The sequence below is a fragment of the Nostoc sp. genome, from assembly GCF_036919555.1.
Taxonomy (GTDB): Bacteria; Cyanobacteriota; Cyanobacteriia; order Cyanobacteriales; family Nostocaceae; genus Nostoc.
On sequence record NZ_JBALCS010000091.1, the window covers coordinates 1 to 26,817 of the forward strand.

At 42.3% G+C, this 26,817-nt stretch carries 27 protein-coding genes and 1 pseudogene; 15 read left to right on the plus strand and 13 right to left on the minus strand.

What is annotated here, in order from left to right; all coding sequences use genetic code 11:
- Positions 1-193 precede the first annotated feature (193 nt).
- Together V7K36_RS24905 and V7K36_RS24910 are read left to right on the plus strand one after the other, a co-directional pair.
- Positions 194-583 (plus strand): NACHT C-terminal helical domain 2-containing protein, encoded by a 390-nt coding sequence (locus tag V7K36_RS24905; protein WP_335120276.1) that lies wholly within the window; start codon positions 194-196, stop codon positions 581-583.
- A gap of 138 nt (positions 584-721) precedes the next feature.
- Positions 722-865, plus strand: coding sequence for a type II toxin-antitoxin system HicB family antitoxin (locus tag V7K36_RS24910; RefSeq protein WP_335120278.1), 144 nt, complete (start codon positions 722-724; stop codon positions 863-865).
- A gap of 53 nt (positions 866-918) precedes the next feature.
- Here V7K36_RS24910 and V7K36_RS24915 read toward each other — a convergent pair whose 3' ends face one another.
- Complete coding sequence (locus V7K36_RS24915) at positions 919-1,086, minus strand: hypothetical protein (RefSeq protein ID WP_335120280.1); 168 nt, start codon at positions 1,084-1,086, stop codon at positions 919-921.
- A gap of 139 nt (positions 1,087-1,225) precedes the next feature.
- Here V7K36_RS24915 and V7K36_RS24920 point away from each other — a divergent pair.
- The 4 genes and pseudogenes from V7K36_RS24920 to V7K36_RS24935 all read left to right on the plus strand — a co-directional run.
- Positions 1,226-1,936, plus strand: a pseudogene (locus tag V7K36_RS24920) (carotenoid oxygenase family protein); the annotation flags it as partial.
- A gap of 142 nt (positions 1,937-2,078) precedes the next feature.
- Positions 2,079-2,657 (plus strand): Uma2 family endonuclease, encoded by a 579-nt coding sequence (locus V7K36_RS24925; protein ID WP_335120282.1) that lies wholly within the window; start codon positions 2,079-2,081, stop codon positions 2,655-2,657.
- 120 nt (positions 2,658-2,777) lie between these two features.
- On the plus strand, positions 2,778-4,142 hold the full coding sequence (gene miaB / locus V7K36_RS24930) for a tRNA (N6-isopentenyl adenosine(37)-C2)-methylthiotransferase MiaB (protein ID WP_335120284.1): 1,365 nt from the start codon (positions 2,778-2,780) through the stop codon (positions 4,140-4,142).
- Positions 4,143-5,722: 1,580 nt separating this feature from the next.
- Positions 5,723-6,409, plus strand: coding sequence for a DUF6875 domain-containing protein (locus tag V7K36_RS24935; protein WP_335120286.1), 687 nt, complete (start codon positions 5,723-5,725; stop codon positions 6,407-6,409).
- Between the two features lie 251 nt (positions 6,410-6,660).
- Here V7K36_RS24935 and V7K36_RS24940 read toward each other — a convergent pair whose 3' ends face one another.
- From V7K36_RS24940 to V7K36_RS24950, 3 genes are read right to left on the minus strand one after another with little or no spacing between them, the layout of a single operon-like run.
- On the minus strand, positions 6,661-7,074 hold the full coding sequence (locus V7K36_RS24940; RefSeq protein WP_335120288.1) for a hypothetical protein: 414 nt from the start codon (positions 7,072-7,074) through the stop codon (positions 6,661-6,663).
- A 39-nt stretch (positions 7,075-7,113) separates the two neighbouring features.
- On the minus strand, positions 7,114-7,344 hold the full coding sequence (locus V7K36_RS24945) for a hypothetical protein (protein WP_335120290.1): 231 nt from the start codon (positions 7,342-7,344) through the stop codon (positions 7,114-7,116).
- Positions 7,317-8,168: an FAD-binding domain-containing protein gene (locus V7K36_RS24950; protein WP_335120292.1), complete on the minus strand. Its 852-nt coding sequence runs from the start codon at positions 8,166-8,168 to the stop codon at positions 7,317-7,319. The genes V7K36_RS24945 and V7K36_RS24950 overlap by 28 nt, the downstream gene beginning before the upstream one ends.
- 222 nt (positions 8,169-8,390) lie before the next feature.
- On the opposite strand from V7K36_RS24950, the gene V7K36_RS24955 reads away from it, so the two are divergent.
- The 5 genes from V7K36_RS24955 (at position 8,391) to V7K36_RS24975 (ending at position 12,027) form a co-directional block, all read left to right on the plus strand.
- Entirely contained in the window at positions 8,391-9,161 is a 771-nt protein-coding gene (locus V7K36_RS24955; RefSeq protein WP_335120294.1) for a serine/threonine protein kinase, read from the plus strand.
- On the plus strand, positions 9,131-9,460 hold the full coding sequence (locus V7K36_RS24960; RefSeq protein WP_335120296.1) for a WD40 repeat domain-containing protein: 330 nt from the start codon (positions 9,131-9,133) through the stop codon (positions 9,458-9,460). Before V7K36_RS24955 ends, V7K36_RS24960 begins: the two co-directional genes overlap by 31 nt.
- A 154-nt stretch (positions 9,461-9,614) precedes the next feature.
- Positions 9,615-10,088 (plus strand): thioredoxin-dependent thiol peroxidase, encoded by a 474-nt coding sequence (bcp, locus tag V7K36_RS24965; protein ID WP_335120481.1) that lies wholly within the window; start codon positions 9,615-9,617, stop codon positions 10,086-10,088.
- 98 nt (positions 10,089-10,186) lie between these two features.
- The gene (locus V7K36_RS24970) at positions 10,187-10,813 is read left to right on the plus strand and encodes a restriction endonuclease subunit R (protein ID WP_335120482.1); all 627 of its coding nucleotides are present in this window, start codon (positions 10,187-10,189) and stop codon (positions 10,811-10,813) included.
- A 5-nt stretch (positions 10,814-10,818) separates the two neighbouring features.
- A complete protein-coding gene (locus V7K36_RS24975) occupies positions 10,819-12,027 on the plus strand; it encodes an IscS subfamily cysteine desulfurase (protein ID WP_335120298.1) in 1,209 nt (402 codons plus the stop codon).
- Here the strand turns inward: V7K36_RS24975 and V7K36_RS24980 are convergent.
- On the minus strand, positions 11,975-12,931 hold the full coding sequence (locus tag V7K36_RS24980; protein ID WP_335120300.1) for an aldo/keto reductase: 957 nt from the start codon (positions 12,929-12,931) through the stop codon (positions 11,975-11,977). The two genes, V7K36_RS24975 and V7K36_RS24980, sit on opposite strands and share 53 nt — an antisense overlap.
- A gap of 490 nt (positions 12,932-13,421) precedes the next feature.
- On the opposite strand from V7K36_RS24980, the gene V7K36_RS24985 reads away from it, so the two are divergent.
- On the plus strand, positions 13,422-14,162 hold the full coding sequence (locus tag V7K36_RS24985; protein ID WP_335120302.1) for an SDR family oxidoreductase: 741 nt from the start codon (positions 13,422-13,424) through the stop codon (positions 14,160-14,162).
- 123 nt (positions 14,163-14,285) lie between these two features.
- On the opposite strand, the gene V7K36_RS24990 is transcribed toward V7K36_RS24985, so the two are convergent.
- Positions 14,286-15,329: a cyanophycinase gene (locus tag V7K36_RS24990; RefSeq protein WP_335120304.1), complete on the minus strand. Its 1,044-nt coding sequence runs from the start codon at positions 15,327-15,329 to the stop codon at positions 14,286-14,288.
- Positions 15,330-15,715: 386 nt separating this feature from the next.
- On the opposite strand from V7K36_RS24990, the gene V7K36_RS24995 reads away from it, so the two are divergent.
- Entirely contained in the window at positions 15,716-16,354 is a 639-nt protein-coding gene (locus tag V7K36_RS24995) for a Uma2 family endonuclease (RefSeq protein ID WP_335120306.1), read from the plus strand.
- Positions 16,355-16,394: 40 nt separating this feature from the next.
- Here V7K36_RS24995 and V7K36_RS25000 read toward each other — a convergent pair whose 3' ends face one another.
- The 3 genes from V7K36_RS25000 to V7K36_RS25010 form a co-directional block, all read right to left on the minus strand.
- The gene (locus tag V7K36_RS25000) at positions 16,395-17,042 is read right to left on the minus strand and encodes an ABC transporter substrate-binding protein (RefSeq protein WP_335120308.1); all 648 of its coding nucleotides are present in this window, start codon (positions 17,040-17,042) and stop codon (positions 16,395-16,397) included.
- Between the two features lie 214 nt (positions 17,043-17,256).
- Positions 17,257-18,942 (minus strand): dihydroxy-acid dehydratase, encoded by a 1,686-nt coding sequence (gene ilvD, locus V7K36_RS25005; RefSeq protein ID WP_335120310.1) that lies wholly within the window; start codon positions 18,940-18,942, stop codon positions 17,257-17,259.
- Positions 18,943-19,177: 235 nt separating this feature from the next.
- Positions 19,178-19,822, minus strand: a complete 645-nt coding sequence (locus V7K36_RS25010; RefSeq protein WP_335120313.1) for a calcium-binding protein — start codon at positions 19,820-19,822, stop codon at positions 19,178-19,180.
- Positions 19,823-20,474: 652 nt separating this feature from the next.
- Between V7K36_RS25010 and V7K36_RS25015 the strand changes: the two genes are divergently transcribed.
- Positions 20,475-20,645: a hypothetical protein gene (locus V7K36_RS25015; protein WP_335120315.1), complete on the plus strand. Its 171-nt coding sequence runs from the start codon at positions 20,475-20,477 to the stop codon at positions 20,643-20,645.
- A 72-nt stretch (positions 20,646-20,717) separates the two neighbouring features.
- On the opposite strand, the gene V7K36_RS25020 is transcribed toward V7K36_RS25015, so the two are convergent.
- From V7K36_RS25020 to V7K36_RS25035, 4 genes are all read right to left on the minus strand, one after another.
- Positions 20,718-21,353, minus strand: coding sequence for a calcium-binding protein (locus tag V7K36_RS25020; protein ID WP_334940143.1), 636 nt, complete (start codon positions 21,351-21,353; stop codon positions 20,718-20,720).
- A gap of 903 nt (positions 21,354-22,256) precedes the next feature.
- Entirely contained in the window at positions 22,257-22,952 is a 696-nt protein-coding gene (locus V7K36_RS25025) for a calcium-binding protein (RefSeq protein WP_335120317.1), read from the minus strand.
- A 1,205-nt stretch (positions 22,953-24,157) separates the two neighbouring features.
- Positions 24,158-24,316 carry a hypothetical protein gene (locus V7K36_RS25030; protein ID WP_335120319.1) on the minus strand — a complete coding sequence of 53 codons (159 nt, stop codon included), beginning with the start codon at positions 24,314-24,316 and terminating at the stop codon, positions 24,158-24,160.
- On the minus strand, positions 24,300-25,040 hold the full coding sequence (locus tag V7K36_RS25035) for an SDR family NAD(P)-dependent oxidoreductase (protein ID WP_335120321.1): 741 nt from the start codon (positions 25,038-25,040) through the stop codon (positions 24,300-24,302). The genes V7K36_RS25030 and V7K36_RS25035 overlap by 17 nt, the downstream gene beginning before the upstream one ends.
- A gap of 399 nt (positions 25,041-25,439) precedes the next feature.
- On the opposite strand from V7K36_RS25035, the gene V7K36_RS25040 reads away from it, so the two are divergent.
- Positions 25,440-26,720 carry a histidine kinase gene (locus tag V7K36_RS25040; RefSeq protein ID WP_335120323.1) on the plus strand — a complete coding sequence of 427 codons (1,281 nt, stop codon included), beginning with the start codon at positions 25,440-25,442 and terminating at the stop codon, positions 26,718-26,720.
- Positions 26,721-26,817: the final 97 nt, after the last annotated feature.

Consider the following 26,817-nt stretch of genomic DNA (forward strand, 5'->3'; position numbering starts at 1 on the left):
GACTATTAGCCTTGAAATCCTTATTCTATCGTCAGACTAGTGTCAGCGATCGCCTGTCCTAAATAATGACTCAAACCTATTACTAGCATAGATTTAGTAATTCGCGGATAGGTCTATTAATACCCCGAAGTTACAAGCTTTATTAAACTGGGCAGAACAGGTAACAGTTGGATCGCCAGGGGATTTTAAGCCTGTGGGTAAACGCGCAGTTGCGATCGCCTACGCCTACGTCATCGCCATGGCCATCAAATATACTGATGAGCTAAAAAAATCAGACATCTTCAATAACCTCAACTTTACTGGGCTGATCGCCCAACTAGAAGCACTTAAAGCTAGAATTCCTGATGATAAACAGCCAAGGGAAGCACGTCTGGCATTTGGTAAGCGCCTACAAAAAACCTTACTTAATGCTTTCAATCTCAATCAAGAAATGGTCAACTTATCTGAGGCAGAAGCGAAAGCACTCGGCGATTATCTCTACGCCAATCATCTTATCATCCAGTGCAAACAAGCAGCAGTGCGAGTGTCGTCCCAAACCTGGGAAGCAATTGAGGCGCTAATGTTATTGGTTCCAGATAGTTAAGCAACAATAGGATAAATGAAAAGATAGCCAGATAAACGCTTTATCAGTTCATCACAACAGGCTAAAAATACAAAAACTCGAACCTTTACAGCAATCTTGCATTAGGAAGAGGATGTTTACGTAGCTGAATGTCCAGATGTGGGAACCGCCAGCCAAGGAGAGACGATAGAAGAAGCGATCGCTAATTTACAGGAAGCAACATTACTTTATCTAGAAGAGTTCCCGCTTCCTGAAACAGCACCTCGCCACTTCCTAACCACATTTGAAGTAAGCAGTGCCTAAAGGGAGCATCCCAAATGTGTAAAACATAATTTGTCATTGCGAGCGTAACGCAGTCAAGCAAAGCGATCGCAAAGTACAGATGTTGCGATCGTTTCATTGCGCTTGGCTTCATTCGCAATGACTTGTAACGATTTTGGTAAATTTGCTTGCAAGAACTCTCTGAAACTCTTATTCCTTTGCGGTAGCCTGCGGCAAGCCGCTCCCCGTCTACGTTTTATCATGATTTTGCGTAAGTCCTGAATGTATCAGAATGCATTGGCATTGTAGGGTATTGTCAATTAAGTTAACTTCGACGAGAAATCAAAGTTTTAGCCATGTACTGAGATACTTTGCTGTTTTTTGAAGCACTTGGAATGTTGATTGACTACCTTTAGTGAATCTCTGTTGTGGGAACCTCAGTTAGGAACCCAGGTGTTAATTTTTGACCGGGAAAACTTATCCTTAGTTAGTCGTGGCGAAACCGATCCCTGGTTTAATTGGCATTTTGGCAATGGCTATGAAGATGAAGACGATTCTGTGATTCTGGACATGGTGAGATATTCAGATTTTCAACAAACTAATGAATATCTCAGAGAAATCGCAACTGGTGAGACACACACAGTTCCTAGAGGAAGATTATGGCAAGTGAGCCTTAATCCTCAAACAGCTAAAGTGACAGCAATGCAAGAAGTTATCAACCGCAGGTGTGAGTTTCCCGTAGTGCAGCGATGCCTACGGCGGCAAGCTACGCAAGTTGGGCAACCTTGGCGTTATACTTATGTATCATTAATGCCTCAAGGTACAGATACAGGCAAAGAATGGTACGGTGCGATCGCTCGCTTTGACTACAAAACCGAAACCCTCACTGAAGCAGACTTAGGAGAAAACCGTTATCCTTCAGAACCCATCCACGCGCAAGACAGCCAAAACCCTGAACAAGGTTGGGTGCTAACTGTTGTCTACGATGGTAATTCTCATAGTAGTGAAGTTTGGGTATTTGATAGCGATCGCCTGGATGCCGAACCCGTTTGCAAACTTGGATTACCCAGCGTCATTCCTCACAGCTTCCACGGTACTTGGAACCCAGGCTAACAAACCCTCTGCGTTACCTCTGCGTTTCCCTTAGCGTTCCTCTGAGTTAAAAAAACAACGCTACAGTAAAAACTAATGGCATTGATCAGACATAATTAATCGCATCTGGTCAATGCAAAATCAAAAATCCCAAAGATGTCCTATGCAATTACAAGAACAACGCCACTATTCTCCCACAGAATACCTAGAACTAGAAGTCATTTCCGAGTATCGTCATGAATATATAGATGGTCAAATTATACCCATGATAGGTGGAACACCAAATCACAACCAAATAGCTCTTAATCTGAGTGCAACCCTCAATTTTGCTTTGAAGCGACAACCTTATCGAGTATTCATCGCTGATCAACGTCTATGGATTCCCAAAAAGCGAATTCATACATATCCTGATGTCATGGTTGTTGCAGGTTCATTAGAATTTTCTGAGGGACGTACAGATACAATTACTAATCCCTTAGTGATTTGTGAAGTGCTATCCAAATCTACCAGAAGCTATGATAGAGATGAAAAATTTGCGGCTTATCGCACCATCCCCAGTTTTCAGGAATATGTTCTGAGTGATCAGTACAAAAATCATCTAGAACAATATTCTAAAACTGATAAAAAGAAATGGATTTTCTCAGAGTATGAAGAAGAGAATAGTATCCTAATACTATCCTCTCTTCAATTTCAAATCCCTCTATCAGATATTTATGATAAAGTTGACTTTGATGCTAAATAATAACCTCACTCTAATTAGTTAACTAAGCAATAACCTAAATATCAGCATTTATCACTGAGTTACGCGGGTTAGAATAAAAATAAACCTTACATACATTACGCTGATTAAGCAGAATTGCCCATGACCACTTCTAAACGCCACTACCACATTACTACTTTCGGTTGTCAGATGAATAAAGCTGACTCAGAGCGCATGGCTGGCGTTTTGGAAGACATGGGCTTTGAGTGGTGCGAAGACCCGAATAATGCAGATGTGATTCTCTACAATACCTGTACAATTCGGGATAATGCTGAACAAAAAGTATATTCCTACCTTGGCAGACAAGCGAAGCGTAAGCATGAGCAGCCTGATTTAACCCTGATCGTTGCTGGTTGTGTAGCCCAGCAAGAAGGAGAAGCGCTCTTACGGCGAGTCCCAGAATTAGATTTGGTCATGGGACCACAACACGCCAACCGTCTGAAAGATTTGTTGGAGTCAGTGTTTGAGGGCAACCAAGTTGTGGCAACCGATTTGGTTCATATTATTGAAGATATCACCCAGCCGCGACGAGATAGTAAAGTGACAGCTTGGGTAAATGTAATTTACGGCTGTAACGAACGCTGTACCTATTGCGTGGTTCCTAATGTGCGTGGTGTCGAACAATCTCGCACGCCGTCAGCTATCCGGGCTGAAATGGAAGAATTAGGACGCCAAGGTTACAAAGAAGTTACTCTACTCGGTCAAAATATTGATGCTTACGGCAGAGATTTGCCTGGAACAACGCCAGAAGGTCGGCATCTGCACAACTTCACAGATTTACTTTATTATGTGCATGATGTGCCGGGAATTGAAAGGTTAAGATTTGCTACTAGTCATCCCCGTTATTTTACAGAGAGATTAATTAAGGCTTGTGCTGAGTTGCCCAAAGTCTGCGAACACTTCCATATTCCCTTTCAATCTGGGGATAATGAACTTTTAAAAGCGATGGCGCGGGGTTATACCCATGAGAAATATCGCCGGATTATCGATACCATTCGGCGGTATATGCCAGATGCTTCGATTAGTGCTGATGCGATTGTCGGTTTTCCTGGGGAGACAGAAGCGCAGTTTGAAAATACCCTGAAACTGGTGGAAGATATTGGCTTTGATATGTTGAATACAGCAGCATATTCGCCGCGTCCAGGGACACCCGCCGCTTTCTGGGACAATCAACTGAGTGAAGAAATTAAAAGCGATCGCCTCCAACGCCTCAATCATTTAGTAAACTTGAAAGTAGCGGAGCGATCGCAACGTTACTTTGGACGCATTGAATCCGTTTTAGTAGAAGACCAAAATCCAAAAGATCAAACCCAGGTGATGGGACGTACTGGCGGTAATCGTCTGACATTCTTCAGTGGCGACATCAAAGAATTGCAAGGGCAGTTAGTCAAGGTAAAAATTACCGAAGTTCGCCCTTTTAGCTTGACTGGTGAACCAGTTGAAGTCAAACAAGCCTTGTCTGTCTAAGAAAATGTTTTAAAAGTATTGGGCGAATATACAGCGTTTTTCAGGTAAATGAGGTACACAGGTAAGGGCACAACAATGTTGTGCCCTTACAATAATCTGTACAGAGGCACTTGTTGCAATCTGCTGTAATTCGCTACTACACAAGACATCTCCAGAAATTAATTATGTGTTATCTGAAATCCTTGTAGAGAAACGAAATTGGACTGGGCTACGCTAACGCGCCTCTACATTCTTTTTCGGAGATGTCTGGTAATATCATGTCCGGGTAATTAGTTGTGATTCCTATAGTCATTGCACCCCACACGCCAGATGCTCCACTTGGGGAGACCCCAAGACCGCACTGGCTCCCCTTAATCCCCTAAGAGCCGGCTCTTAGGGGAGACAAAGTGTAGCTTTGGCGGGGTGGGGTTCTTGGGGTTTTATAAGTAATCAAGCGGACATGATATAATTTCTTCAAAAATCACCTGAAGTAATATACAGCTTATAAAATTGGACTTACAGCAGTTTTCATGTATTTGAACCACATCTGTCGTCAGGGCACAGCATTGCTGTGCCCCTACCGCGTGGTCTATTTACCTGAAAATAGCTGTAATTTTTGATATTATATCACGTTCGGTTAAACACTTATAATATCTGCTTTGTTGGGTTGAGGAACGAAACCCAACATTTTATCGTAAATAAAAGGGTTTAAGACCCCAACCATAAAGGTAGCTCCAGTTTCAGTCGGGGTTTAAATCCCCCGGAGTTGCTCCTCTTGGGGAGACCCCAAGACCGCACTCCTCTTCTCTGCGAGACGCTACGCGAACGTCTGAAATTGTCTAAAATGTTTGAATTTTGAATGCGTGAATTTTGAATTGTTAACCTTGTTCATGTTGGGTTGAACGGCAGTGAAACCCAACCTACATTGATAGATTTTATTATAAGTAATCATCCGAACTTGATATTACCTGGAGAAAATTACACTAGCTTGATAGTAAACCTATAGTTGCTGTTAAAGTAATACTAAATTTTTACAGTAAAAATAACTATATAATATAAAATTTGCTTAAAAAAAATATATTAGCTTGATAGTAAACCTATAGTTGCTATTAAAATAATACTAAATTTTCATAGTGAAAATAAATATATATAATAGCCTATACTTGTGAAAAATTATAGTAGCTTCACATTAAACCTGTAGTTGCTATTAAAGCAACACTAAATTTTTACAGTAAAAATAACTATTTACACATAAACTTTATAATATGTTTGTTAAAAATAATAGAAGCTTGGCAGTGTAAAGAAATAAAGTAGGAGCATCTGCTTGATAATACATACGTACGTATTCTAGTTAGAATGCCAAAAATAAATGAACATAAGTCACTTGGTGCGAAAATATGTTTGTATATTTCTTGGTGTGAATTTCTTCAAATTTACAAAAATGCTAGAGCATTTTTATCTGCTACAATCCACAGATAAATCACAAAAAAAAAATCAAGGCTTGTTTTGTTTACTTAGATAATAATTAGTTTCCGCCACATAATATTGTGAAACTAATTTTCGATTCCGAATTAAACAATTATTCCATTTCACTCAAGCTCATGCAACTTTATACAACTCTTGAAATCGGACAACTCCAGCAACACGAAGACCTTCCTTACTTAATTGAAACTATAGATTGGGTGAAAAATTTTTTAGGAAGACCTCATCCTAATTTAGGAAGACCCGGCGCAGTTTGCCCTTTTGTACCTTACTCTCTCAAGTCAAACAGTATTCGTCTGGCAGTTATTCGCGCAAAAGATTTGTATCCAAAACAAGTAGAAGACATTGTTGGAGGCTACCGAGATATCTTCCTTGGGACGGAACTTAAAGAGCAGGAATTAGCTATCAATAGAGCTTTTTTACTTATCTTTCCTGACATCCATATAGAAGAAGCTTCTAAACTAATAGATAGTGTCCAACAAAAACTTAAACCTTTGTTTGTTGAGTCAGGACTGATGATCGGAGAATTTCATAAACGTAATCAAAGTCCTGGTCTGCACAACCCAGACTTTCGTCCACTTCGTAGCCCTATCCCCTTGTTGGCTATCCGGTTTATGGTTGAAGCTGATCTCCCCTTTCTTGAGAGTCCGGCTGATCCACGCTTACGTATTCGGTATCTGGAAGCTTATTTAAAGTGTTTTGGTAATAAATTTACAGATGAAACAAAGTTTAAAAATGCTCATCAAGCATTAGCTTTAGCGAAAGAACAACTTAAAGACGAAAATTTGGTGAGTTATTACATATAAATAAATATCAAAAAAAGGTGGTGGGAGACAGTTGCCATAAATGTTCCGGGAGGTTGAGGCGATGAAACAACTCCTTTATCTTGGCGATCGCTGCGACCTTTTCTTCACAATCATCATCGTGGTAAACTAAGGAAATATCGTAAGTATGACCAAGCTCAACTAATTGCTCAACTTGTTCGTATCCTTTCTACGATCGCCGCCAAACTTTGGTAGAAGAAGCGATCCCCAGACATTATAATTTTACAATTGGGCTATCTAACATAATTTTGAGCCACTTTCCAATAGCGGGAGAACCGCTTCAGGTCAATATAGCCATCATAATCAAAAAATGGTTCTACCTTTAGCACTTGGACTGCTAGCGATCGCTCCACTTGATTGCAGATATGATCAAACTGGGGACTGGGACTGTTGGCTGTGACAACTAAATTCCCATCATGTTCTTGAGCAAAAGCTAAAACCTCTTGTGCCACATCGCCACGACGGATAACAACGGGTAACTCTAGCAAGCATTCGTAGATGAAAGCGAGACGTTTGAGACTCAGTTGCCATTCCTCTATCAAAGCCTCGTCCCAAACCCAGATAGCTGGCGCATCGGGGTATTTTTGCAGTCCGGGGTTGTATGGACTGAGGCAATCTCCATGCACCCAAACAATTGGTTTACTCATTAGATTTTGGTTTTGTTTCCTGTTAAGACGCAAAAAATCTTAGTACAGCATTTCATTAATTCGTAGCAAATTAAATTTGGCAATGCCAATGCATCCCTCTGCAATGCCAATGTATTCCTCTGCAATGCCAATGCGTCCCTCTGCAATGTCAATGTATCCCTCAGCAATGCCAATGTATCCCTCTGCAATGTTAATGCATCTTTCTGCATTTAAAAACGCTACGATTTTATGCGAAACTGTACTTACCGCCGCTTCTTCCCACGCTGCCAACTTTGGCTATTGGCTTGTTTGCTAAATTCCCCTTTAGGAAAAAGTCGTTGTTCTAATTCTTCATAGCTGCCTTCAAAATCACAATGACCGTAAAGCGGACATTCTTGGCAATAAACGCTTTTCGTATAGCGTTCTAAGTTCTCACGGTTGAAAAAATACGGTTTATGACTAAAGGTGCTGGCAACCCACTGCCATGACATATTATTGCTAGCAGGATCTCCATCTAAAAGGTGTTCAAGAAACCACTTAGCTCCTGCTTGCCAACGAATACGCCGCCAATGGACAATGTAAGCCGCTAGCCACATCCGTGCGTGATTATGTAAATAACCAGTTTCTCTTAAATTACCGCTAAAGCTGTCGATACAAACTCTGCCTGTGATTCCTTGTCTGATATCTTGCGGCAATTCGGGTGTATATTCAGCCACAGTGTAACCAGTTTTGTACTCTTCCTGGTCTTTCCAGATTCCATCCCCTAACTTCACATACAACCGTTGCCAATAGTCGCGCCAGCCTAACTCGTTAATTAGTTTCGTAGCATCGTTTTGGTGCTGTACTTGTTGAAGGACATAATCTCGAATTTCTCGCAAACTCAAAACGCCATAGCGGATATAAGGCGAAAGTCGCGTCACAGCACCTATGAAAAAATTACGTGTTTGCGCGTAGCCTACTGGGTCAATTTTTTGCAGCGCTTCTTCTGCCGCTTTGCGTCCTCCTAGAGTTTCGCTGATGTGGTCATCGCGTTCTGCTGCATCTGGGAATTGTTCGCGGAGGTAGGCTACCAACTCATCACGGTTGGTAAATTCGCGTTGCATATCTTTAGTCATGTGAACTTTGAAGGGTGGGAATAAATAAACAAAAATACTTGTAGGCTAAGTTATTATTATCGCGGATAAACACAAGCGATCGCTCTCAAACTGATGAGAGAAATTTTTCAAGAAATGGGTGCGTAGGCATAGCCCGCCGCAGGCATCGCTCTGATACTGATTTTATCCAGGTTATCAGTAATTAAAGCTAAGATATCAGATAAATCTGTCACTTTTGAGACGATGAGCCTGTGCATCAATCCTAACTGCCAAAATACTGACAACCCAGACAATCACAATCTACTGCGCTGTCAAAGCTGTGGCTCTGAATTGCTACTAGAAGGGTGTTATCGAGTAACACGACCTATAGGTAAAGGTGGCTTTGCTAAAACATTTGAGGTAAATGATAGTGGCAAGCTAAAAATTTTGAAGGTTCTTACACTCAATCAAAGTAAAGTAGTATCACTTTTTCAGCAAGAAGCTGAAGTTTTAAAGCGACTAAATCATCCAGGAATTCCTAATGCTGAGGAATATTTTCAGTTTTTTCCTCAAAATAGCCAAGAGCCAGTTCACTGTTTAGTAATGGATAAAATTGATGGAGAAAATTTATACGAATGGTTAGAAAAACGTGGTAATCGTCCCATCAGTGAAAAGCAAGCAGTCCTTTGGTTAACACTGTTGGCAAATATTTTGCACCAAGTACATCAGCAGCAGTTTTTCCATCGAGATATAAAGCCTTCAAACATTATGCTAACTGCTGATGGACAATTGGTATTAATCGACTTTGGTATCGCGCGGGAAATTACCGAAACCTATGAAAGAAAACAAGCAGCAGGTCAAATCACAAAATTTGTTTCTGATGGCTATGCTCCGTTAGAGCAAATCACTGGTCATGCTGTTCCACAATCAGATTTCTTTGCCTTGGGTCGTACTTTTGTCCATCTGGTTACAGGAAAGTATCCTCCTGAGGAGTTGTTCGGTCTGTGGCAATCAGCCCAGATGGGCAAACTCTAGTTAGTGGCAGTGATGACAAAGAAATCAAGGTATGGAACTTGATTAGCGGAGAACTTATAAGTACTCTGACTGGTCATTCAGGTTCTGTATTATCTGTAGCAATTAGCCCTGATGGACAGACTTTAGTTAGTGGTAGTGAAGACAAGGCTGTGAAATTGTGGAACTTAAGCACAGGGGAAGAAATGTACTCTGTAATCAGACATTTAGATGCTGTTAACTCTTTAGTATTTAGTCAAGACGGACAAACCATTTTCAGTGGTAGTCAGGATTCAACAATCAAAATGTGGAGAATCAATTAACTTGAAACTAAGAAAACAGACCCATTTTATGCAAATCGCCTTGCTGCTGATGAATTGGTGACGTTGGTAAATACGCAATATCGCTCAATATATGTACAATTTTAAAGCGATGTTTACAACACGCTACGCCTACGCAATCTCTCACATCACCATCATGAGCAATATTCCCCAAGTCGGACAACCAGCGCCAGATTTCTCCACACCTGACCAAAATGGCAATTCAGTCACTCTCGACGATCTCAGCAGTCAGTGGATTATCCTCTACTTCTACCCCAAAGATGACACACCGGGCTGTACCACCGAAGCGAAAGATTTCACCGAGTTGTATCAAGACTTCAGCGCACTGGGAGCGAAAATATTAGGTGTAAGTCCAGATTCGGGTAAGTCCCATTGTAAATTTATCAGCAAACATAACTTGTCAATCACCCTTTTAAGTGACCTAGAACATCTTCTGACAGAAGCCTACGGCGCTTGGCGATTGAAAAAATTTATGGGCAAAGAATATATGGGTGTTACTCGTTCAACCTTTCTAATTTCACCTGATAAAATTATTGTCTATGCTTGGCCTAATGTAAAAACTAAAGGTCATGCTCAGGCAGTTTTAACTAAATTACGGGAATTAGCATGATTCAAGTCAAAGAGTCTACTCAGAACAAGAATTGTTAGAATTATGCCAAACACAACCAGGTTTTGTTTAGATAGTAGTATATCCAGTTGAATGATACTATGGTTCAAGTCATCCAAGCGCATAATGTCAGCCTTGCTGATTTAGAAGCAAAGTTTGGTCTGCAACAAGCTGAAAGCGAAGATTTTTTTACAGAGTGGTTTGACACTCTCCCAGAAATCATAGATATAGAAAAACAATATCTAGACAGAGTTAAAACTAATTTTCTGAGATTGGTAAAGCACCCACCAATCTTAGAAAATGCAGTCAAAATGATAGTGTTATCTCCTTTATTAGACTTGGCAGAATTCTATCGTGAGCCATTTTTTATTGCTACTGAAGAATCTCTACAAATTGCCTTAGAGGATGAAGGAGAAATTATTAGAGGTATAATTGATGTTTTCGTTATTAAAGAACAATTATGGTTGTTAGTAATTGAATCTAAAAGGTCTAACTTTTCTCTTTTAGAAGCCATACCTCAAGCACTTGTTTATATGTTGGCTAATCCTAATCAAGACAAACCTACTTTTGGATTAGTAACAAATGGGAGTGATTTTATTTTCCTGAAACTTACCAAAGAAAATCAGCCAAAGTATGCTATTTCTGACCAATTTACACTTTTGAAACGAGAAAGTGAACTGTATCAGGTTCTAAGTGTATTAAAAAAACTAAGTCAAGTTTTGAGTTAATAATTATGTCTATTCGTCCGATATACCTTGATTGCCACGCAACTACACCCGTAGATGAACGGGTACTAGCAGCAATGCTCCCCTACTTCACAGAACACTTTGGCAACCCATCAAGTATTAGTCATATTTACGGTTGGGAAGCAGAAGCTGCTGTGAAACAAACGCGAGAGATTTTAGCAGCAGCAATCAACGCCACACCAGAAGAAATTGTTTTTACGAGTGGTGCAACAGAAGCGAATAATTTAGCGATTAAAGGTGTTGCTGAAGCTTATTTTAAAAAAGGTCAGCATATTATTACTGTTGCCACTGAACATAGTGCAGTTATTGATCCTTGTAATTATTTAAAAAGTCTCGGTTTTGAAATTACTATTCTCCCAGTTAAAAAAGATGGATTAATTGATTTAACTGAGTTAAAAAAAGCTTTCCGTCCTGAGACGATTTTGGTATCGGTAATGGCTGCAAATAACGAAATTGGTGTGTTACAGCCATTGGCAGAAATTGGGGAAATGTGCCGCGATCGCAATATCATTTTCCACACCGACGCCGCCCAAGCTATTGGTAAAATTCCCCTAGATGTGCAAGCGATGAAAATAGATTTGATGTCGCTAACTGCACACAAGGTATATGGCCCAAAGGGCATTGGGGCGCTGTACGTCCGCAGGCGCAACCCCAGAGTGCAACTGGCTCCTCAGCAGCACGGCGGCGGACATGAACGGGGAATGCGTTCTGGTACATTGTATACACCGCAAATTGTCGGCTTTGGCAAAGCTGTAGAAATCGCTTTAGCAGAACAAGCAACAGAAACCCAACGCCTCACCCAGTTAAGGCAAAACTTGTGGGAACAGCTTTCGCAAATTGAAGGAATTCATCTCAATGGACACCCTCAAGCGCGATTGCCGGGAAACTTGAATATCAGTGTTGAGGAGGTGGATGGAGCCGCACTTTTGCTAGGATTGCAGCCAGTAATGGCGGTTTCTTCTGGTTCTGCTTGCTCGTCGGCAACCACTGCACCCTCCCATGTTCTCACAGCACTGGGACATTCAGAACAGCTAGCTTATGCCTCAGTGCGGTTTGGTATTGGACGGTTTAATACCCAAGAGGAAATTGATATTGTGGCGAAACAGGCGATCGCTACCATTGAAAGTTTACGCAAAACCTCTTTTATGGATTCTCGCGCAAGAAAATACCAATCTGATCTAGCTCCTGCTGATTGAGGCGAAATTCCCCAGCACCGATGATTCCTTCCACCTGCTTGGGATTGCGTCCGCCAACGATCGCCGCAGTCACTGCCGGATTGCTTAAAGTCCAAGCGATCGCCACCTCACCGGGGGAGCGATCGTGTTGTTGACCAATGTGTTCCAATACCTCCACCAACTTCAGATTGCGAGATAGACGTGGCTCCTGAAATTCACTATTATTTTTGCGCCAATCATCATCTGGGAAATTGGCAACCCGCTCAGGTGTCATCTTTCCTGTGAGCAAGCCAGATTGCATCGGTGAATAAACAATCACACCGATGTTATTTTCCTGACAAAAAGGCAGAATCTCCTTTTCGACATCGGGCTTAACCAGTGAATAAGGCGGTTGCAATGAGGTAACTGGTGCAATCTCCTGAATACGTTTCAACTGTTCTACATTGAAGTTTGAAACCCCAATATAGCGAACCTTACCCTCATCCTTTAGCTTGCTGAGAGTCGTCCAGCCTTCTTCGATATCTGAGTCAGGATTGGGCCAGTGGATCTGGTAAAGGTCAATGGTTTCAATGTCGAGTCGGCGCAGACTAGCTTCAACTTCCCCCCGCACAGAATCTGCCTTGAGGCTGTTACCAGTTTTGCGCGTTTCATCCCAGATCAGTGAACATTTAGTGAAAATGTAGGGGCGATTAGATCGACCTTTGAGCGCCTTAGCAACAATCTCCTCCGAATGCCCCAGACCATAGACAGCTGCGGTGTCAATCCAATTAACGCCGAGGTCGAGAGCGCGATTGATCGCTGCGATCGATTCCTGGTCATCCTGCTCTCCCCAACCAAAAGCCCATCCACCTCCACCGATCGCCCAGGCTCCAAAGCCGATTGGGGTAATGTGAAGCTCCGAATTGCCAAGCTGTTTGGTTTGCATATCTACTTTATCCAAGAATTTTTGAGTCAATTGCTAGTTTAAGCTGCAAATATTTTCTCAACCGCTATCTGAAGTGTGAATGGCTATTGGTGGAAACACGACAGCCCACTACTTGTGTAGATTACTAAATCCTGAATGTTGTGTTGTTCCTTACTTCTTGTACACTAGTACACTGTGGCGGAAAACAAGGGACAAAATCCCCTTGTTTTGTCTGGTTAAATTGAGATAAACCTCATCTATGTTGAGAACCGTAGTTTTTGCCCTCACCCTAAATCCCTCTCCCAAGTAGGGGGAGAGGGACTTCTTTCCGGCTCCCCTTCTCCCAAATTTGGGAGAAGGGGCTAGGGGATGAGGGTTTTTTCTTTTCATCCGGAAAGAACTACAGTTTTCAAGGTGGACACGGTTTAGTAGCTGGATTTAGGCGCCCGCTGTACTAGACTTGCTCAAAGATAGTAACATTTGTCAGTGTTTATCAAAATAGAGAAGTAATATGTCAGAAGATTTAAAAGGCAAAGTTGCGCTGATCACAGGTGCAAACAAAGGTATCGGGTATGAGATTGCACGCCAACTAGGTTCTAGAGGTGCTACTGTTCTTGTTGGTGCAAGAGATATAGGACGTGGTGAAGAAGCGGCGAATAAACTTCGTTTAAATCAGATTGATGCCCGAACAATTCAGCTTGATGTCATCGACCAGAAAACAATCGACTCTACAGCTGAACAAATCGAGAGCGAATTCGGAAAACTTGACATCCTTGTGAACAATGCTGGGATACTAAGTGATGGCGATCACCTTGCACCTAGTCAAGTTGATATTGAAACACTGCGACACACTTATGAAACGAATGTATTTGGAGTGTTTGCAGTTACAAAAACGCTGTTGCCACTCTTAAAGAAGTCAAAAGCAGGGCGAATAGTGAATCTATCAAGTGGCTTAGGTTCTCTGACTCTACACTCTGACCCAAATAGTGAGTTCGCTGATTCTAAGTATCTTGCTTATAACTCATCAAAAACAGCAGTGAATGCGATCACAGTTTTGTTGGCTGCTGAACTTAAAGATACCGCGATTAAAGTCAATGCTGCTAATCCTGGTTACACAGCAACTGACATTAATCAATACCAAGGGCATCGCACTGTTGAGCAGGGAGCGATCGCAGCAGTGAGACTTGCTACTCTACCTGATGATGGTTCTAGCGGAGGGTTTTTTGATGAAAATGGCGTGGTTCCCTGGTAGAAAGTAGGGGGATGGGGCATTGGGAATTGGGCATTGGGCATTGAGCATGGGGCATTGGGCATTGGGCATTGATTATTTCCTCCCCTGCTCCCCACTCCCCACTCCCTACTCCCCACTCCCCAGTCAATAAGGATTTGAATCAATCCGTCCCTTTTTGACACTCCTGAGATAGTACCCAGAGGTTGGTCGGTTTCTCAAGTTGAAGGTGTCGCCACTGCGAACTTTCCAAATTTTGTAATTAGAAAAAGTCAAAGGCGATCGCGGTTCGCATACTTCCGGTATATGATTGCCAAGTACAAAGTACGCCGCACCCCTACCCATAACTTTCACCAAACCGTTTTTATCCACAAGAACCGATGTACTTTCACTAACTGCTATGCCTAAAACACTGTTAGATACACCGTCCTTAATTTGACGGGCAATGAAAGTCATAATTCGACCCATTCTTTGGCGTCTATCAAAGTGTGTATCTACAATAGTTCCCTTCAAATTACCCCAGTTGAAAAAGTTGTAAGTAAAAGTAATATCTCGGTAGGGATCTTCGAGTGCGTCTCTAGTTTCAATGCCTTTTTCGGAAGAAGCGCAAGCATCGTAAACATACTCACTTTGGATCATCGCACCCGCACTAGTGCCACCAACACCGCCTCCTTTAAGGTAAACTGACTTAACAGCAGTTTCAAGCTTGGTATCTTTCCAGTTGCGGATGTATTGACATTGGTCGCCGCCAGCAAAGAAAATCACATCAGCATTTTTGACTTTTTGAAAAATCTCGGCTTTATTTGCTTCTTGCCTATTGCTAATCACAAGAGTTTCCACAAAGTTTACGCCCTTCATGGCATAAATTAGCCGATTGTAATCGTGATTACCATTAGTACGGATAACTACAACATTAACTTTAGTGGCGGAGTTAGTACCTCCCCGAACTTGGTTAATCATCCACTGGATAGCATCATCGACATCGGGGCCACCCCCACCTAAGCTCAGGACTGGTCCCGCTAAGGAAGGACGGACATCAGAGGAGGGGGAGGGGCGGACATCAACAGTGTCACCCAAGAAGTAGCGTTTCCAGTTTTCGATAAAACGGGTTATTTGGAAGGTTCCCATATTCAACAACTTGATTCCTGTACTTTTCAAGCGCCTTGCTATGCTTGGGAATGCCTTTGTCATACTAAGCTTCTGGAGCAAACTGCAATTATTGCTAGGCTGTTACGCATCTTAATTGCTTATTTCTTCGTGATCGTGCTTGATCATTTGGACTTTGGACAAACGACTAATGACAGTTTTAACAAAAAAATCTGCAATTTAGACGCGCACTAGCTTAACTCTCGCACTAGAGTGGGTAGAATTTCCAGCGTACAGGGCTTGTACTGTTTTTTAACGCGATAATAACTCAGAGTAATCATTAATTCTCTGCCCTACTCTGGGAAAATCTCCACATTGCTTGTATCCTTTATTTATTAAACACTCATGATCAGAGGCGATATACTTTAAAAAAGTTGATTTGTAAATTAAATCTTCTACATCCAATCACTACATCAACTCTCTGAGGTAACATGTTTTTAAAACTGCAACAAATTATTGTTAAATCTGGTCAACAAATGTTGTTTAAAGATATTAATTGGCAGCAGTTAGAAAATATTTTATCAGAAATGGGAGAAAAGAGTTCTGCACGTATTTCTTATAGTGATGGTTGGTTAGAAATTATGGTTCCCCTACCAGAACACGAAAAAGATAAAGAGCTTATTGGTGATTTAGTTAAAATCTTGTTAGAAATACTCCAAATTGATTTTGAGCCTTTTGGTTCCACAACACTTAAAAATGAGCGATCGCGGCAAGCAGTAGAACCAGATACCAGTTTTTATATTCAAAATCAAGCTGCTATAATTGGGAAGAATCGCATTGATTTAAATATAGACCGACCACCAGATTTAGCAATCGAAATTGATATTACCTCTCGGACTCGATTTGATAATTATGAAATTTTGGGAGTTCCTGAACTTTGGCGACATACACAACAAGGTTTAGAAATTTCGTTGCTAAAAGAAGGGAAATATATAAAATCTCAATCTAGTCCTAATTTTCCTGATATCCCAACTGTTGAATTAGTTAATGAATATGTTCAGCAGTGTTTAACAATTGGGAGAAGTCAAGCTATGCGTAATTTTAGAGATTGGGTTAAGAATAATTTATGATAGAAATCTAAGGCTTTCTGAGAAAGGCGATCGCTCATGACTACTGAGAAGAATCCAGCAGCCATTGTGGACTGGGAACCCCCCATAAACATCCTCCTGCATCAAAATTCGGTTTTGACAAATTAAACTCTATTTTTTTTTCAATATTTTGAGTAGCAAATGATTGAAATTGAGATGTTAAGGAGCGACCATATTCACTGGAAAAATTATAAAAAAATGCCACATTGTTTTTCTGTGATTTTTTCAGCATTAACTTTACTAATAGCTGCGCTGCAACTGCATCACTGGGAACTGTGCGAAAAACGTAAGGGCTTAATCCAGAAATTGTAACAGCAGCTTGTTCAATGGCGGCCGCTAATTCTTTCTGACTGCTAGCTTTAACTTTGAGTTTTTTACCGTTAGCTTCTACTTCAAATTCAATGGTTTTGTTACCCAAGTGATCGCCCAAAAATCCCAACAATTTCTTAAAATTGGCAATACTCACCTCTGTCTGCAACACTCCCACCAGAAAACCTCCAACAGACCTAGCTCCTGCGGGTATTTCTGTAACTGCTACGAGTTCAGCACTCTCTACATCTAAGTCTCTGATTTCTCGCAGCAGATTCCGTGTTTCCCGTTCTTGCTCCTCTGCATCTAAATCTGGATTAGAAAGAGCGATCGTTAGTTTGACGTTAGATTCAAAACTCATTTTGTACCCTTTTCGGTTTTTAGGCAGTTGACTGTCAACTATATTTCCGTGATTTCTCTATTGACATCATATCTGCTCTGTAAATTTCCTGAAACTTTTTCAAGATTTTTACAAAAACTCATAAAATTTAGGTAAAAATTACTAGAAATCAAAAAGACGTAGCACTGCTACGTCTCTACATTCTTTTTTGGAGATGTCTATTACCTTAGGTTAACTAAAATAAGTCCAAATCTGTTACAGCACCAATACTGCTAGAAGATACCAATTTGGCATATTTCGCCAATACGCCTTTAGTGTAACGCGGAGCGGGAGGTTGCCAGTTGGCACGACGACGAGCCAATTCTTCTTCGGATATATTCAATTGCAATAAACGAGCCGGTGCATCAATAGTAATACTATCGCCTTCTTCTACAAGAGCGATCGCACCACCAACTGCTGCTTCTGGAGCAACATGACCAACTACCATGCCGTAAGTACCGCCAGAAAAGCGTCCGTCGGTAATTAATGCCACAGCATCACCTAAACCAGCACCGATAATTGCTGAGGTGGGAGCCAACATTTCTCGCATCCCAGGTCCGCCCTTAGGCCCTTCGTAGCGGATGACTAGAATATCACCAGCTTGAATCTTACCCGCCAAAATTGCATCTAAAGAGGCTTCTTCCGATTCAAACACCCGTGCGGGGCCGGTAATTACTGGTTTTTTCACCCCAGTAATTTTAGCGACAGCCCCTTCCGTTGCCAGATTACCTCTGAGGATGGCTAAATGTCCTTGAGCATACATCGGGTTATTCCAAGGACGAATCACATCTTGGTTGGCGGATGGTTCTTCTGGGATGTCTGCTAATATCTCTGCAATTGTTTGGCCGCTAATGGTGAGACTATCACCATGTAATAAGTCATGCACAAGTAGCATCTTCATTACTTGCGGAATGCCACCAGCTTTGTGCAAATCTGTAGCGACATATTTACCACTTGGTTTTAAATCACACAAAACGGGAACACGGGCGCGGATAGTTTCAAAGTCATCCAGCGTTAACTCTACATCAGCCGCGCGGGCGATCGCTAAAAAATGCAATACTGCATTTGTCGAACCACCCACCGCCATAATTACAGAAATGGCATTCTCTATAGATTTACGGGTGATAATTTGGCGAGGCAAGATTTGTTTGCGAATAGCTTCGACTAACACAAACGCTGATTTTTCCGTACTGTCGGCTTTTTCAGCATCTTCCGCCGCCATTGTTGAGGAATAGGGTAAACTCATCCCCAGCGCTTCAAATGCTGAAGACATGGTGTTAGCTGTGAACATTCCCCCACAGGAACCAGCGCCAGGACAAGCCCGACTTTCAACTTCTAATAATTCTTTGTCGTCAATTTTTCCGGCACTGTATTGACCAACAGCTTCAAAAGAACTGACAACAGTTAAATCGCGTCCGTTATAGTGACCGGGTTTAATTGTGCCACCGTAAACAAAGATAGCCGGGATATTCATCCGCGCGATCGCCAGCATTGCCCCTGGCATATTTTTATCACAACCGCCAATTGCTAGCACACCATCCATACTTTGTCCAGTACAGGCGGTTTCAATGGAGTCTGCAATGACTTCCCGCGACACTAGGGAATATTTCATCCCTTCAGTTCCCATCGAAATACCATCGCTAATGGTAATCGTGCCGAACACTTGCGGCATCGCCCCGGCGGTTTTAATACTAACTTCTGCCCTCTGGGCCAGTTGATTTATCCCCATATTGCAGGGAGTAATCGTACTATAGGCATTGGCAATGCCCACAATAGCTTTATTGAAATCTTCATCTTTAAAACCAACTGCCCGCAGCATAGCCCGATTAGGCGATCGCTGCACCCCTTGCGTCACAATTTGGCTTCTTAAATTCTCCGACATCTTTTTTCCTTACGTGGCATTATCGCAACTGCTGCGATTGTATTACCTGATTTTCTCATGTATGTGCGGTGCGATCGAGCATGAGTAAGCATTGGTAATTCTCTATTTCTCGGATATGCTTGTGTTGCATAGCGTTTCCTAATCAGAATCAGGTACTGCTTAACCTCACCCCCAGATGTGTTTCCTCTCCCCTCTCCGATGCTTTGGAGAGGGGTTGGGGGTTAAATCTATTAAATTAAAGGATAATGTCGCTTGCCACTAGTGGTGGTGCTCCTTTGAGCTGAATCTCAAACTCAGCCGATAGATCCCCATCATTGCTAGCTTGAAGAATACCTCCTGAATAACGAACCTGACCGGGTGCGGAGAATGCGCCCGATCCAATGAAAGTGAAGGCTTGGTTGCCCCCGATAGTGGAGTTAGCGTCAATGGTAGATAGATTGATTTGATCACCTGCAAAGATACCGTTTCCAACAAAGTCAGTGATAACATCCCGTAACAAACCACTAGGACTATCTGAAACTGAGTTGAAATCAAAAACATCGTTACCTAATCCTCCAGTGAGAGAATCAGTCCCAGCACCGCCAGTGAGGATATCGCTACCGACACCCCCATTTAGGCTATCGCTGCCAGCACCCCCATTTAGGATATCGTTGCCAGCATTACCGTTGAGGATATCGCTGCCAGCACCGCCATTTAGGATATCGTTGCCGCCATTGCCGTTGAGGATATCGCTGCCGCCATTGCCATTTAGGATATCGTTGCCAGCATTGCCGTTGAGGATATCGCTGCTAGCACTCCCATCTAGGGCAGGGCGCAGAATAAGCGGGGAACCGTTGACGGTATTGTTGTCATTGAAAATGGTACCGTTGATAATTGCCATTAGTAAGTTTCTCCTGAACTTAGAGGGTAAAAAAATAACCTCGTCACTTACCCATCAGAAAACGGTGTTGCTGATTAAGAGTATGAATTTGGTTTCCCTTAAAGGCACAAAGGAAACAGTTTCAAACATTAAATTTTTGAATTTCACACTTTTATTTAGTAACACCGAGAAAACAAGATGGAGAAGTAACGAGTTGGAAGAAATAACTGAACCACACCTGATTTCAACAGGTCTTTGCTGTTACAGCAGAATTCAAGTATTTGAACCACATCTGTCGTAGGGGCATAGCAATGCTGTGCCCTGACTGCGTGGTCTATTTACCTGAAAATAGCTGTAAGTCTGAAGATTTGAGAAGATTTGAGAAGCACTGGATGTATTGATAATGTTGGCATCAAAATTGTGCCACGACTGATGTTATATCCTTGTGCCTTATGTATTCATTGGTTACAGTACTAGGCTGCTAGGGAAGAAGCAGATTTTCTCCTACGGAATTGCATAGGTTTTAGGATGTTGTGACTGTATTCATAATACTACAAGACTATCATATTACCCTCAAGTATACTTTTTTCTATCTATAAGAAATAATAATTAATCCTCTTTTATTCCTCTCACCATAACAAAATCTGAAACCTTTGTTCAGATAGGGTTGGTTTTGGCGATTAAGATTGGTTTGGTGGTTTCTGTAGTTATATATAACGAAGTAATTGCCAATAAGTTAAAAGGCTTGTTGACCAGTGCGATCGCTGCACCTCTTGGTTTACAATTTGGCTTCTCAAATTCTTTGATATCTTTGAAAATAGGGAGTGGGGAATGGGAAAGATAAATTTTCATTGTTCTTTGTGAACAATGAAAATTTATTTACCTCCTGCCTTATTTTCAAGGCAGGTTAATTAAATTAAAGGATAATGTTGTTTGCCACTAGTTCTGGCGCTCCTATAAGCCGAACTTCAAAGTCAGCAGACAGATTTCCATCAGTATTCCCTTGGAGAATACCTTCTGAATAACGGATCTGACCAGGTGCGGAAAATGCGGCAGCCCCAATGAAAGCGAAGCCTTGCTTGCCCCCGATAGTGGAGTTGGCATCGATGTCAGATACATCGATTCGGTCGCCTGGAAAGATGCCGTTTCCAACAAAGTCAGTGATCAAATCCCGTCCAACAGGAAGACTATCTGAAACTGAGCTGAACTTGAAAACATCGTTACCTGGTCCTCCAACGAGAATATCAGTCCCAGCACCACCAACGAGTGTGTCGTCACCCAATCCGCCAATCAGGGTATCGTTGCCATTACCGCCGACAAGGACATCGTTGCCACTACTGCCGTTAACGGTATTGTTGCCATCACCAGTGAGAAGGACATCGTTGCCACTATCACCATTAACGGTATTGTTGCCATCACCAGTGAGAAGGACATCGTTACCATTACTGCCGTTAAGGCTATTGTTACTACTAGTGCTGTTAATGCCACCACTAGGAGTGTTAAAGACATCATTACCAATAATGCCGAAATCCATACCGTTGATAATTGCCATTAGTAAGCTTCTCCTAAACTTAAAGGGTAAAAAAATAACCTCGTCACTTCCCCATCAGAAAACAGTGTTGCTGATTAAGAGTATGAATTTGGTTTCCCCAAAAGCGCAAAGGAAACAGTTTCAAACATTAAATTTTTGAATTTCACACTTTTATTCACCAATATTGATAAAACAAGGTGGAGAAGTAACGAGTGGGAAGAAATAACTGAACTACACTTAATATCAAGAGGTCTTTGCTGTTATGTCTGAAGATTTGAGAAGATTTGAGAAGCACTGGATGTATTAATGATGTTGGCATGAAAATTGTGCCAAAAATCATGTTATATCCTTGTGCCTTATGTCTTCACTGGTTCCAGTAGTAGGCTGCTAGGGAACAAGCAGATTTCCTCCTACGGAATTGCATGAGTTTTAAGATGTTGTGACTGTATTCATAATACTACAAGACTATGATATTACTCTCAAGCGTACTTTTTTCTATCTATAAGAAATAATAATTAATCCTCTTTTATTACTCTCGCCAGAACAAAATCTGAAACCTTTGTTCAGATAGGGTTGCTTTTGCCTATTAAGATTTGTTTGGTGGTTTCTGTAGTTATGTAAGTAAGTGGGTGTGAATAATTAAAGCCGCATGCCTTTTGTCGCAGTTGGAGCGTCTTTGGCTTTGCACCGGAATTCTTCTTCAACATTAGACATAGGAGTGAAAATGACGTAGGCACAATACCCTGCGGGAAGCCGCTTTGCGTCCACATGAATTGTGCCTACCAAGGATTTCGGGCAACGCATAATTAATTTCACAGATGTCTATTATACCTCTTGCATAAATCAAAAATAAGAACCCCACTCCTTAAAGTAACCCCTTAGAAGTGGGGTGTTAGGGACTTTTGCAAGAGGTAGATTAAAGAATTAAAGGATAATGTCGCTTACCACTAGTTGTGGTGCTCCTACAAGCCGAGCCTCAAAGTCGGCCGACAGATTCCCATCAGTGTTAGCTTGGAGAATACCTCCTGAATAACGGATTTGACCGGGTGCGGAGAATGCGGCAGCCCCAATGAAAGTGAAGGCTTGGTTGCCCCCTTTAGTGGTGTTGGCATCGATGTCAGATACATCGATTCGATCGCCTGACAACTTACCGTTTCCAACAAAGTCAGTGATCAGATCCCGTCCAGCAGGACGACTATCTGAAACTGATGTGAACTTGAAAACATCGTTACCCGCTCCTCCAGTGAGAATATCAGTCCCAGCACCGCCAACGAGTGTGTCGTTGCCATTACCGCCAGTGAGGATATCGTTGCCACTACCAGCGTTAAGGATATCGTTGCCATTACCGCCAATGAGGGTATCCTTGCCACTACCAGTGTTAAGGATATCGTCCCCATTACCACCGTCAAGGTAATTGTTGCCATCGCCGGCGGTGATGACGTCGTTGCCATTACCGCCAATGAATCTATCGTTGCCACTACCACCGACAAGGACATCGTTGCCACTAGTGCCGTTCACGAGATTGTTGCCACCAGAGCTTTTGACGATATTGTTGACACCAACGCTTTTGAGAACGTCAGTCAAATTGTCCAAACCGCCAACGCTAATTATGCTTGCCATTAATGAGCTTCTCCTGAATTTAGAGGGTAAAAAAATGGAGGGTAAAAAAAATTACCTCGCCACTTCTCCATCAGAAAACTGCGTTGCTGATTAAGAGTATGAATTTAGTTTCCCCTAAAAGCGCAAAGGAAACAGTTTCAAACATTGAGTTTTTGAATTTCATACTTTCATTTAGCAACGCCGAGAAAACAAGGTGGAGAAATAACGAGTGGGAAGAGATAACTGAACCACACCTGATTGAAGCAGGTCTTTGCTGTTAAGTCTGAAGATTTGAGAAGATTTGAGAAGCACTGGATGTATTGATCATATTGGCATCAAAATTCTGCCAAGAGTCACGTTATACCCTTGTGCCTGATATCTTCAGTGGTTCCAGTACTAGGCTGCTAGGGAACAAGCAGATTTTCTCGTACGGAATTGCATGAGTTTTAGGATGTTTTTACTGTATTCATAATACTACAAGACTATGATATTACGCTCAAGCGTACTTTTTTCTATCTATAAGAAAGAATAATTAACCGTCCTTTTTACTCTCATCAGAGCAAAATATAAAACCCTTGATTTCAGATAGGATTTTTTAATCTATATCGGAATAAAAAGGTCATGATAGTGATTAGGTTAGCGAGGAAAAACTAAATCATCTAAAAGTATGCAAATGAGCAACCAAGCTTAATGCAAACACATCTCAGAATCTTTACAAAACTTTACATAGTTAATTTTAATAGTACCAACCTACTTACACTAGGGGGTAGTCTGTTTTATTTATAAAACAAAAGTGGCATTCATTTGTAAAGACTGAATACCACTTTGTATTTTCTCAAAATTCCTGATGACAGAGATATTTTATCCAGGTAGAGTTATTCCAGTGACAGCGATCGCACTAGCACAAAGGTAAGTTATAGCTGCCCCAAATATTCACCAAGGTTTCCTTGACACTGGTATGATGTCGGGCTTGGCTGGGGTAGCTGGAGAGATTGGCTCAGGTGCGATCGCTCTTATGATGCGGTTGGGGTCTGGGCGGCTCGTGGTGGATTAGCCTGGATAATAGGGGAAAGTCCGCTCACGTCGATTGTGGCGGACTATCAGGGGATGAGGAGGGGGATGAGGGATGGGGTTAGGTTGGGGAGAGTGTGGGGCGATCGGCTTGGGGTGGGGCGGGGAACGGGGCGAGGGCTTCCCCAGTATTGTTATTGAGGTATTAATAGACTTTAACGACTGTTGTATGCTTCCATTACCGGATCTATGCGATAGCCATTAGCATCAAAGAAATCACCATCATAAAATGGGTAATCCGTGTAGCCGTGCGCGTCGAAATCATGGATGCCGTCTCGCGCCAAACGTGGCTTTTCGTTAGGCATTCGTTCCACCGTCAACGGTCAGGTTAGCTCCGGTAATGTAAGACGCTTCTGGACCAGCGACAAACGCCACTAACGCGGCGACGTCGTCAACACTCCCGTAGCGGTTGAGCGCTGTGTTGTTCTTCTGAGACACCGCCCAATCTCCCGTAGCGGGATTCAAATCCGTCTCGATCGGACCCGGCTGGACGTTGTTAACCGTGATGCTGCGGCTCGCCACCTCTCTGGACAATCCCTGCGTAAACATCTTGATGGCTCCTTTCGTGGCTGAGTAGGACACCAGTTTAGGTGTCATCATGCGCTCGCCCACGCACGAGCCGATCATGATGATGCGACCGCCGTCCTTCATATACTTCAGCGCCGCCTGCGTCATGATGAATGTGCCGCGAATGTTGATGTCAATCACGCGATCTATCTCCTCCAGGGTCGTTTCCTCGAATCTCTTCACAATGGCTATGCCAGCATTATTCACAAGGACATCAAGTTGACCGAAGGTCTCGACAGTCTTTTCGACAGCAGCCTTGACGGCATCGACATCAACAACGTCGGACTGGATCGCGATTGCCTTCCCGCCAGCGCTTTCGATCTCCTTCACAACCGATGCTGCCGCGTCCACACCCTTTGTGTAAGTGATCGCCACACTTGCTCCATCGGCAGCCAAACGTTTGGCGATCGCAGCGCCAATTCCCCGCGAACCACCAGTAACAAGTGCTACTTTGTTCGTTAGTTTCGACATGATAGTTCTCCTTTACATTCTTGTGCTTGACTTTATCCATTCAAGCAGCATAGCAAAATCTCTGTTCGCACATTTTGTTAGGGAGAGAGGAATTCCTACTAAAAATTACATCTAAATAGATAATTTCTTCGCATAAATTTAGTTAGCTTTAAAACTAATATTTTAGACAAAACTCTGTGAAATAGAATAGTTAATATCTAATTTTTATCAAACATAATTTATTTGATACTGATACTTGAGATTTTTTACTAAATTTTAGATAAAAACACCTATGTCTAATGATAGAGAGAAAACTTATTCCAAGCGATTGATGGAAATTAAATCGAAACATGTATTAATGAGAGCAATTATGAGCTATGAATTAGTGAATAATTGGTTTCTGCTGAGGAGAAAAAGATAATGGTTGTAGGTCTACATAAACGTGGTGTTGGTGTATTCTCTAATCGTCGAGATGCTGAAAATGCCCTACATGAATTAAAAAATGTCGGTTTTGACATGAATAAAGTCTCTGTGATTACCCAGGATGGAGACAAAGATGATATTGCTGGGGCTGAAGTGCGCGATCGCGTCGGTGATAAATCTGACGAAGGCGCTAAAGTTGGGGCACTTACAGGCACTGCTTTAGGCGGATTGACTGGCTTATTAGTCGGTCTTGGGACTTTGGCAATTCCTGGAATCGGGCCAATTATGCTAGCTGGAGCCGCAGCAACCACCCTAGCAACCACCCTGACTGGAGCAGGTATTGGTGCAGTCGCTGGTAGTTTGCTTGGTGCATTGGTTGGTTTAGGAATTCCCGAAGAACGAGCCAGAGTTTACGATGAACGTGTGAGACGGGGACATTATTTGGTTATCCTCGATGGCACAGATACAGAAATCGCCAGAGCACAAGCAATTCTACATCAGCAGGGTGTGGAAGAGTTTGGCATTTACGACAACCCAGATGCTACAAATGCAACCACTGGTTATGTAACTCCAACTCCGACTGCGGCTCATAGCGGTGTTGCTAGACGCGCAATTGGGGTATTTTCTCATCGTCGAGATGCAGAAGCAGCACTTACAGAATTACGAGATGCGGGTTTTCCTTTAAATACAGTATCCATCATTGCCAAAGATACAAACGGTCAAGGGATCGCTGGTGTAGATGTAGATAGAAACGTTGATAGAGGTAATAAAGCAGATGATGGCGTAAAAACTGGAGCAGCTACAGGTGGTGTTTTAGGGGGTTTAACTGGCTTATTAGTTGGTCTTGGAACTTTAGCAATTCCTGGAATCGGTCCGGTGATTGCAGGTGGCGCAGTCGCAACAGCTTTGGCAACAACAGCGGCTGGGGGTGCGATCGGTGCAGCAGCTGGGGGTATTGTTGGCGGACTCGTTGGCTTGGGAATTCCTGAAGACAGGGCACGGGTGTATAGCGATCGCTTCCAAAGAGGCGACTACTTAGTAATTATCGATGCTACGGAAGCTGAAATCCACCAAGCTGAAGCGATTCTCAACCGTCGAGGTATTGAAGAATTTGCGATCTATGATGCCACTGATATCGGCGATGTTCGCCCAGGTATCAACCGTGCGCCGGATCACCGCACACCAGTTGTTAGTAGCGATCGCCCCAACTACTCAACAGAGACTAATAGAGACGATCCTGCCGTAGTCATTGTTGACCGTCGTGATGAAACACTCTAAGCTAAGGTAGTTTTCACTCAGACTAATTCCACAAAATTGCAGGAGCAATAATTTGAAAGCTTTGCTCCTGAGTGAAAATCTTGCTTCTCACTTCTGC